At 74.0% G+C, this 7221-nt stretch carries 7 protein-coding genes and 1 pseudogene; 3 read left to right on the top strand and 5 right to left on the bottom strand.

The features are described 5' to 3' along the window. Positions 1–142 precede the first annotated feature (142 nt). Together MY520_RS23995 and MY520_RS24000 are read left to right on the top strand one after the other, a co-directional pair. Positions 143–970, top strand: coding sequence for a mycofactocin-coupled SDR family oxidoreductase (locus tag MY520_RS23995; RefSeq protein ID WP_436695200.1), 828 nt, complete (start codon positions 143–145; stop codon positions 968–970). Positions 971–1003: 33 nt separating this feature from the next. Beyond that, positions 1004–1851 (top strand): annotated as a pseudogene (locus tag MY520_RS24000) (mycofactocin-coupled SDR family oxidoreductase). Between the two features lie 42 nt (positions 1852–1893). Here the strand turns inward: MY520_RS24000 and MY520_RS24005 are convergent. Both MY520_RS24005 and MY520_RS24010 read right to left on the bottom strand, forming a co-directional pair. Then, positions 1894–2721, bottom strand: a complete 828-nt coding sequence (locus MY520_RS24005; protein ID WP_436695201.1) for a mycofactocin-coupled SDR family oxidoreductase — start codon at positions 2719–2721, stop codon at positions 1894–1896. 31 nt (positions 2722–2752) lie between these two features. Then, positions 2753–3376 carry a TetR/AcrR family transcriptional regulator gene (locus tag MY520_RS24010; RefSeq protein WP_436695202.1) on the bottom strand — a complete coding sequence of 208 codons (624 nt, stop codon included), beginning with the start codon at positions 3374–3376 and terminating at the stop codon, positions 2753–2755. A 112-nt stretch (positions 3377–3488) separates the two neighbouring features. Here MY520_RS24010 and mftD point away from each other — a divergent pair, with 112 nt between their 5' ends. Next, complete coding sequence (gene mftD, locus MY520_RS24015) at positions 3489–4718, top strand: pre-mycofactocin synthase MftD (RefSeq protein ID WP_436695203.1); 1230 nt, start codon at positions 3489–3491, stop codon at positions 4716–4718. A 16-nt stretch (positions 4719–4734) separates the two neighbouring features. On the opposite strand, the gene MY520_RS24020 is transcribed toward mftD, so the two are convergent. The 3 genes from MY520_RS24020 to MY520_RS24030 form a co-directional block, all read right to left on the bottom strand. Further along, positions 4735–5166: an acyl-CoA thioesterase gene (locus MY520_RS24020; protein WP_436695204.1), complete on the bottom strand. Its 432-nt coding sequence runs from the start codon at positions 5164–5166 to the stop codon at positions 4735–4737. Positions 5167–5211: 45 nt separating this feature from the next. Further along, on the bottom strand, positions 5212–6105 hold the full coding sequence (locus MY520_RS24025; RefSeq protein WP_436695207.1) for an alpha/beta fold hydrolase: 894 nt from the start codon (positions 6103–6105) through the stop codon (positions 5212–5214). A 132-nt stretch (positions 6106–6237) separates the two neighbouring features. After that, the gene (locus MY520_RS24030; RefSeq protein ID WP_436695205.1) at positions 6238–7113 is read right to left on the bottom strand and encodes an ABC transporter substrate-binding protein; all 876 of its coding nucleotides are present in this window, start codon (positions 7111–7113) and stop codon (positions 6238–6240) included. Positions 7114–7221 lie beyond the last annotated feature (108 nt).

A 7221-nucleotide genomic window follows, 5' to 3' on the forward strand; every position in this document is an offset into this window, starting at 1 on the left:
CCGGCCTCCCCCGTCCCACCACCCCGGCAGCCTGCCCCATCGCGACCCGAGCCGCCCCCTTCCACTTGTGACACCGGGTGCCATAACCTGCGGTCCAGGTCACACCCGGCCGTCGCCGCCGGGGCCACGAGAGGAGATCGTCATGGGACGCGTCGAGGGCAAGGTCGCCTTCATCACCGGTGCCGCGCGGGGACAGGGCCGCAGCCACGCGGTACGGCTGGCCGAGGAGGGCGCCGACATCATCGCCGTCGACGTCTGCAAGCAGGTGGAGACCGTCCCCTACCCCACCGCGACGCCGGACGACCTGGCCGAGACCGTCCGCCAGGTGGAGGCGCTCGACCGGCGGATCGTCGCGGCCGAGGTCGACGTCCGCGACCTCGCCGGGCTGACCCGGGCCGTCGAGGACGGCGTGGCCCAGCTCGGCCGGCTCGACATCGTGCTCGCCAACGCCGGCATCTCCACGCCCGCCTCCAGCCTGGAGATGGACGAGGAGACCTGGTCGACCATGATCGACGTCAACCTCACCGGCGTGTGGAAGACCATCCGCGCCTCCGTGCCGCACATCGTCGCGGGCGGACGCGGCGGCTCGGTGGTCCTCACGAGCTCCCTGGCCGCCATCTACGCCAACCCGAACACGGCGCACTACTCCGCGGCCAAGGCGGGGCTCATCATGCTCGCGAAGGTGCTGGCCAAGGAGCTCGCCCCGCAGAACATCCGGGTCAACACGATCCACCCGACGACCGTGGCGACGGACATGATCCTCAACGAGCCCACCTACCGGCTGTTCCGCCCCGACCTGGAGCACCCGACCCGCGCAGACTTCGAGGAGGCCGCGCTCACCCTCAACAAGCTGCCGATCCCGGCGATCGAGGCGGTCGACATCTCCAACGCCGTCCTCTACCTGGTCTCCGACGACGGCCGCTACGTCACCGGCACCACCCACGTGGTGGACGCCGGCGGCCAGCTGTGAGCCCACCACGACACGAGGAGAACACCGATGGGCATGCTCGACGGCAAGGTCGCCCTCATCACCGGCGGCGCGCGCGGTCAGGGCCGGGCGCACGCCACCACCTGCGCCCGCGAGGGCGCCGACGTCGTGCTGGTCGACATCGCCGACCAACTCGAGACCGTCCCCTACCGGATGGCGACGCAGGACGACCTCGACGAGACGGTTCGCCAGGTCGAGGCCCTCGACCGACGCGCGCTCGCGGTGACCGCCGACGTCCGCTCCCAGGAGCAGATGGACGAGGCCGTCCGCCGCGGCCTCGCCGAGTTCGGCCAGATCGACATCCTGATCGCCAACGCCGGCATCTGGACCCAGGGCGCCTTCTGGGAGCTGTCGGAGCAGGCGTGGGACGAGATGATCGGGGTCAACCTCACCGGCGTCTGGAAGTCGCCAAGGCGGTCGCACCGCACATGATCGAGCGCCAGACCGGGTCGATCGTCATCACGTCGTCCATCAACGGTCTCGAGCCCGGGCCGAACTACGCCCACTACGTGGCGGCCAAGCACGCCGTCGTGGGGCTCATGAAGAACATCGCCCTGGAACTCGCGCCGCACGGCATCCGCTGCAACTCGGTGCACCCCGGGGCGATCAAGACGCCGATGACCGACCACCAGGGCGCCTGGGACATGTTCGCCGGTCACGAGGGCGGCACCGAGGCCGACATGATCGATGGTGGCTACTCGTTCCACGCCCTCAAGGGCACCACCTTCATGTCGCCGCAGGTCATCGCCGACACCGTGCTCTACCTCAACTCGGACCTCGCGGCGAAGGTCACCGGCGTGACCATCCCGGTCGACGCCGGCCACATGATCCTGCCGGGCATCAACACGGCACCGGTGAGGTGACCCGCCGGCCGCCCCGAGCCGGTGCCCGGGGCGGCCGCGCGGTCAGAAGTACTGGGCGCCCGCGTCGATCGACAGGTGCTCGGCGGTGATGAACCGCGCCTCGTCGGAGACGAGGAACGCGACGGCGTTGGCGATCTCGTCGGCCTCCACCCAGCCCTGGTTCAGGAAGGCGGTGCCCATCGCCGCCAGCTTCGGGTTGGTCGCGTTGGTGCGCTCGATCTCGGTCACCATGTCGCCGCTGCCCATCGGCGTGGCCACGCCGCCGGGGTGCACGGAGTTGACCCGGATGTCGTGCTTGCCGAGCTCGGCGGCGAAGGCCCGCGTCATCCCGGTCACGGCGTGCTTGCTGGCGGTGTAGTGGATCATGAACGGCTGCATCTTCTTGCCCGCGTAGGAGCTGGTCAGCACGATCGCCCCGCCGTTGCCGCCGGCGACGAGGTGCGGCGCGGCGGCCATGACGGTGTTCCAGACCCCGGTGACGTTGATGTCGATGGTGTCCTTGAACTGCGCCGGGGTCGTCTCGTCCCAGGTCGCCGGGATGCAGATGCCGGCGTTGGCCACGACGACGTCGAGCCGGCCGAACTCGGCCACGCCGCGGTCGACGAACGCCTTCATGTCCTCGAAGTCCCGGACGTCCCCCTGGTGCGTGAGGACGCGCCGGTCCAGGGACTCGACCAGCTTGGCGGTCTCGGCGAGGTCGTCGGGGGTGGCCGACTCGTAGGGCACGCCGGGCAGCGGCCCGGCGAGGTCGAGGGCCAGGATGTCGGCCCCCTCGGCGGCCAGCCGGAGGGCGTGCGCGCGGCCCTGACCGCGGGCGGCCCCGGTGATGAAGGCGACCTTGCCCTGCTGACGCTGCGGAACGGTGCTCATGGACTTCCTTCTCTCTGTCGGGTGGACGGGGTCACGAGGACGCCGCCGGGGGCCGGCGGGGACCCTCGGGTTCGGGGGGTGGCGCTCCGGACGACGCGTCGGGCGCGCGCAGCCCGTCGAGCAGGAGCGCCACGAGACGATCCGACGCCTCGACGGCGCGTTCGGGCAGCTGCCGGACCACGCCCGCGTTCGCCATCAGCACGAGCGCGACGTCGTCGACGGTCAGGTCCGGGCGCAGCACTCCGGCCGCCTGGGCCCGCGCCAGCAGTTGCCGCAGGCGGGCGACGGCGACCGAGCGCGTCGCGTCGACGTACTCCCTCGACGTGACCAGGTCGGCCAGCGCGCGGTGTTCGGCCTGCAGCGCGCAGATCTCGGTGAGGTAGCCGCGGACCGCCGTCCACGGGTCGTCGACCTCCATGGCCCGCTCGGCCGCCGAGGCGTACCGGCGCATCCCGTCGGCGAAGACCGCCTGGACCAGGCCCTGCCGGGTCGGGAAGTGGCGGTACACCGTGGCGTTGCCGACGCCGGCGGTCTGGGCGATCTCGTCCAGCGGTGCGTCCAGCCCGCGCCGGCCCATGACGTCCCGCGCCGCGGCGACGATGGCGTCGCGGTTGCGCTGCGCGTCGGCCCGCAGCGGGCGATCGTGGGAGGGCACGACCACGACGGTACACCGTTTCCGGGGAGTAGTCCCCGTTTAACGCGTAAGGTGGTGGGGGACGCCGCCCCGGTCCGGGAACGGCGCCCTGATCAGGAACGGAGACAGTGAGATGGCGAACGCCTGGTTCGAGTCGGTGGCCGAGGCCCAGCGGCGGGCGAAGCGCCGGTTGCCCAAGGGCGTGTACGGCGCCCTGGTGGCCGGCTCCGACAGAGGCCTGACCGTCGACGACAACACCGCGGCGTTCGGCGAGCTCGGGTTCGCGCCGCACGTGGCGGGCCTGAGCAACGAGCGCCACCTGGAGACGACGATCATGGGGCAGCGGGTCTCCCTGCCGGTGATGATCAGCCCGACCGGCGTGCAGGCCGTGCACCCCGACGGCGAGGTCGCCGTCGCCCGGGCCGCGGCCGCCCGCGGCGCGGCCATGGGACTGTCCTCGTTCGCCAGCAAGCCGATCGAGGAGGTCGTCGCGGCCAACCCGCAGACGTTCTTCCAGATGTACTGGGTCGGCGACCGGGACGCGATGGCCGCCCGCATGGAGCGGGCCCGGCGGGCCGGCGCGGTCGGCCTCATCGCCACCCTGGACTGGTCGTTCGCCTACGGCCGCGACTGGGGCAGCCCGTTCATCCCCGAGAAGATCAACATCGAGGCGGCCCGGCGCTACGCCCCGCAGGTGCTGCTCAAGCCCCGCTGGCTGCTCGACTTCGCGCGGACGGGCAGGATCCCGGACCTCACCGTGCCGAACATGGTCCCCGAGCCCGGCGCCCCCGCCCCCACGTTCTTCGGCGCGTACGGCGAGTGGACACAGTCACCGATGCCCTCGTGGGACGACGTGGCGTGGCTGCGCGAGCAGTGGGGCGGCCACTTCATGCTCAAGGGCGTCATGCGGGTGGACGACGCCAAGCGCGCGGTGGACGCCGGGTGCACCGCGATCTCGGTGTCCAACCACGGCGGGAACAACCTCGACGGCACCCCGGCCAGCATCCGCGCCCTGCCCGCGATCGCCGAGGCCGTCGGCGACCAGGTCGAGGTGCTGATGGACGGCGGCATCCGGCGGGGCAGCGACGTGGCGAAGGCGCTCGCGCTCGGCGCCCGGGCCGTGATGATCGGCCGCGCCTACCTGTGGGGACTGGCCGCCAACGGTCAGGCCGGGGTGGAGAACGTCTTCGACCTGCTCCGCGACGGCCTCGGCTCGACCCTGATCGGTCTCGGCCACACCTCGATCGACCAGCTGGAACCGGGCGACCTGGTCATCCCGCCGTTCTTCGAGCGGCACCTCGGCGCCCCCGGCGCGGACGCCCCGGCGGGCGCCCGGTCCTCGGGCAAGGGCGAGCGGGCCTGACGGCCGGCCGCGCCCCTCACCCGCCGGCCGGGTCTCCCGCAGCCGTCGGGAGCATGGCGGTCAGCTGGTCCCGCAGGCCCTCCGGCAGCGGTTGGGCCCGCTCGCCGTCCCCCACGAAGACGACGTGGTGGCGGCCCTCGACGGCCACCCCGCCCCGGCTGCGGACCTCCCACGTGTAGGCGATGGAGGACCGCCGCACCGCGGCGACGCCGAGGGCGAGCTCGAACTCGTCCCCGAAGCGCAGCGCGGTGCGGTAGGCGGCCTGGACGTCGACCCGCGGGAACCCGCCCTGGAAGGAGTGGCCCAGGCTGCGCAGCAGGTCGTGCTCGGCGGCCTCGGCCCAGCGGAAGACGGCGGTGAAGTGGATCCGGCCGCTGGCGTCGGTGTCCACCCACGCGACCCGGCCGCGGTAGAGGTGGCGCTCCTGGTGGTCGCTGCGTCCGTCCATGCCCTGACCGTCGCACGGGAGGACCCCCCGGTCGCGGCGGACCCGTCACACGCGCGCGGCCGGCACCTCCGCCAGCCGGCGCAGCTCCTCGAGCATGGCGTCCGGCTGCTCCAGCGGGAGGAAGTGGCCGCTGGAGAACTCGCGGTACCTCGCCCCCGGGACGCCGTCGGCTGCGGCCCGCACGTCGGCGACGTCGACGAGCGTGTCGTAGCGGCCGGCCAGGAACGTCACCGGGCAGGACAGCGGCGACAGGTCGAGCGGCGCGTGCTCGGCCACCGCGACCGCGAGGTGCCGGAACCAGCTCCAGTCGTGGCCGGCGAACTCGCGCAGCACCGTGGTCATCGCGCCGAGCCGGGCGGCGTCCTGCGGCAACCGCTGCGCGACCGCCGGGCCGAGCAGCGCCTGCCACGGCTGCAGGCCGTCGGTGACCAGGGGCAGGAGCGGGCCCATGAGCGGCAGCAGCCGGCTGCTGAGGCGCCCGGCCGGCGCCCGCATCCGGCGCGGGACACCGAGGGAACCGAAGAGGGAGGAGAAGCTGCCGCCCGGCACACCGGCGACGGCCATCACGCCGTCCACCCGGTCCGGCTCCTCGAGCGCGACCTCGAACGCGACGTTGACGCCCAGCGACCAGCCCACGGCGATCGCCGACTCGAGACCGAAGGCGTCGAGGACGGCGCGGGCGTCGGCGGCGTGGTCCTCGATCCGCACGCGGGCGGGGTCCTGGGGACGCTGCGAGCCCCCGAGCCCGCGGTGGTCCCAGCCGACGACCTGGAAGCCACTGCCCGGGGTGACGACCGCGGGCCAGGCCGACGGGGAGGCGCCCAGCCCGTTGCAGAGGAGGACGGGCGTACCGCCGCCGACGCTGGACCACGCGCGGAGCAGCGTCCCGTCCGGACTGGTGACCTGACGCGAGCGGAGCGGAGGCGGACGGTGGGGAATGGGGCCCTCCCAGCAGTGATCAGGGGACCCCGGTGTCCCGGCCGCCGTCGCGGCGGCGTGTACCCGAGGCTAGGGCACCTGCGGGGCGTCGTCGGCGCGGCGGAGACGGATGTGGCGCAGTAGACAGCCGGTTCAGCCCACCGGGCGGGCGACGCGACCGGGCGGCGGCTCGGGGACGGCGTCCGGGTGCAGCGCCCAGGCGAGGGCCTCCACCCCGTCGACCAGCGCCGGACCGGCCTGCACCACGTACCGCGCCGAGTCGATGGCCAGCAGGGGGACGCCCGGCAGCTGCGCCGCCACCGCAGCGCACTGCTCGAGCGCCGCCGCCAGGCCCAGGCCGCACGGGGCGACCACGACCAGGTCCGCCGGCGGCAGGTCCGCCCACCGGGCGGCCACGCTGCGGCCGCCGTCGGCGGCGGCCACCGGCTCGCCGCCCGCCCGGCGCACGAGCTCGGGCACCCAGTGGCCGGCGAGGAACGGCGGATCGGTCCACTCCAGGAGCAGCACCCGGGGGCGCGGCCGGTCCGCGACGGCCTGCTCGACGGCGCGCAGCCGGGCACGCAGGTCGGCGACGAGGACCGACGCGGCCCCGGGGACGCCGGCCGCCTGCCCGACCGCCGCGACGGCGTCCAGCACCTCGTCCAGGGTGTGCGGGTCGATCGACACGACCGCCGCGTCGGTGCCGATCGCGCGGCAGGCCTCCGCCACCGTGCCCGCCGGCAGCGCACAGACCCTGCAGAGGTCCTGGGTCAGGATGAGGTCGGGGCGGGCCGCCGCCAGCGCCGCGCGGTCCAGCTCGTAGAGCTCCAGACCCCGGTCCACCCGGTCGCGCACCCAGGCGTCGATCTCCCCCGGCGGGAGATCGGGCGGGAGGGCGGTGTCGACGACGACGGGGCAGCGCGCCCGGGCCTCGGCGGCGCACTCGAACGTCACCGCGACCAGCCGGTCGGCGAGCCCCAGCGCCGTGACCACCTCCGTCGCGGCCGGCAGCAACGAGGCGATCCGCACGCCGCCACGGTAGCCACGGACCCTGCCCCCGCGACCCCCGTCGAAGGGCAGAAATGGCCATTTCTGCCCTTCGGCCGGCTCTCAGACGACGCGGGTGAGGGCGGGCCA

It is taken from the genome of Geodermatophilus sp. CPCC 205506 (assembly GCF_051383635.1).
In the GTDB taxonomy this organism is placed as follows: domain Bacteria; phylum Actinomycetota; class Actinomycetes; order Mycobacteriales; family Geodermatophilaceae; genus Geodermatophilus.

Excerpts from the sequence above, each read along its gene's own strand:
- MY520_RS23995 (WP_436695200.1), top strand. The coding sequence starts at position 143 with ATGGGACGCGTCGAGGGCAAGGTCGCCTTCATCACCGGTGCCGCGCGG.
- MY520_RS24005 (WP_436695201.1), bottom strand. The coding sequence starts at position 2,721 with ATGAGCACCGTTCCGCAGCGTCAGCAGGGCAAGGTCGCCTTCATCACC.
- mftD (WP_436695203.1), top strand. The coding sequence starts at position 3,489 with ATGGCGAACGCCTGGTTCGAGTCGGTGGCCGAGGCCCAGCGGCGGGCG.
- MY520_RS24020 (WP_436695204.1), bottom strand. The coding sequence starts at position 5,166 with ATGGACGGACGCAGCGACCACCAGGAGCGCCACCTCTACCGCGGCCGG.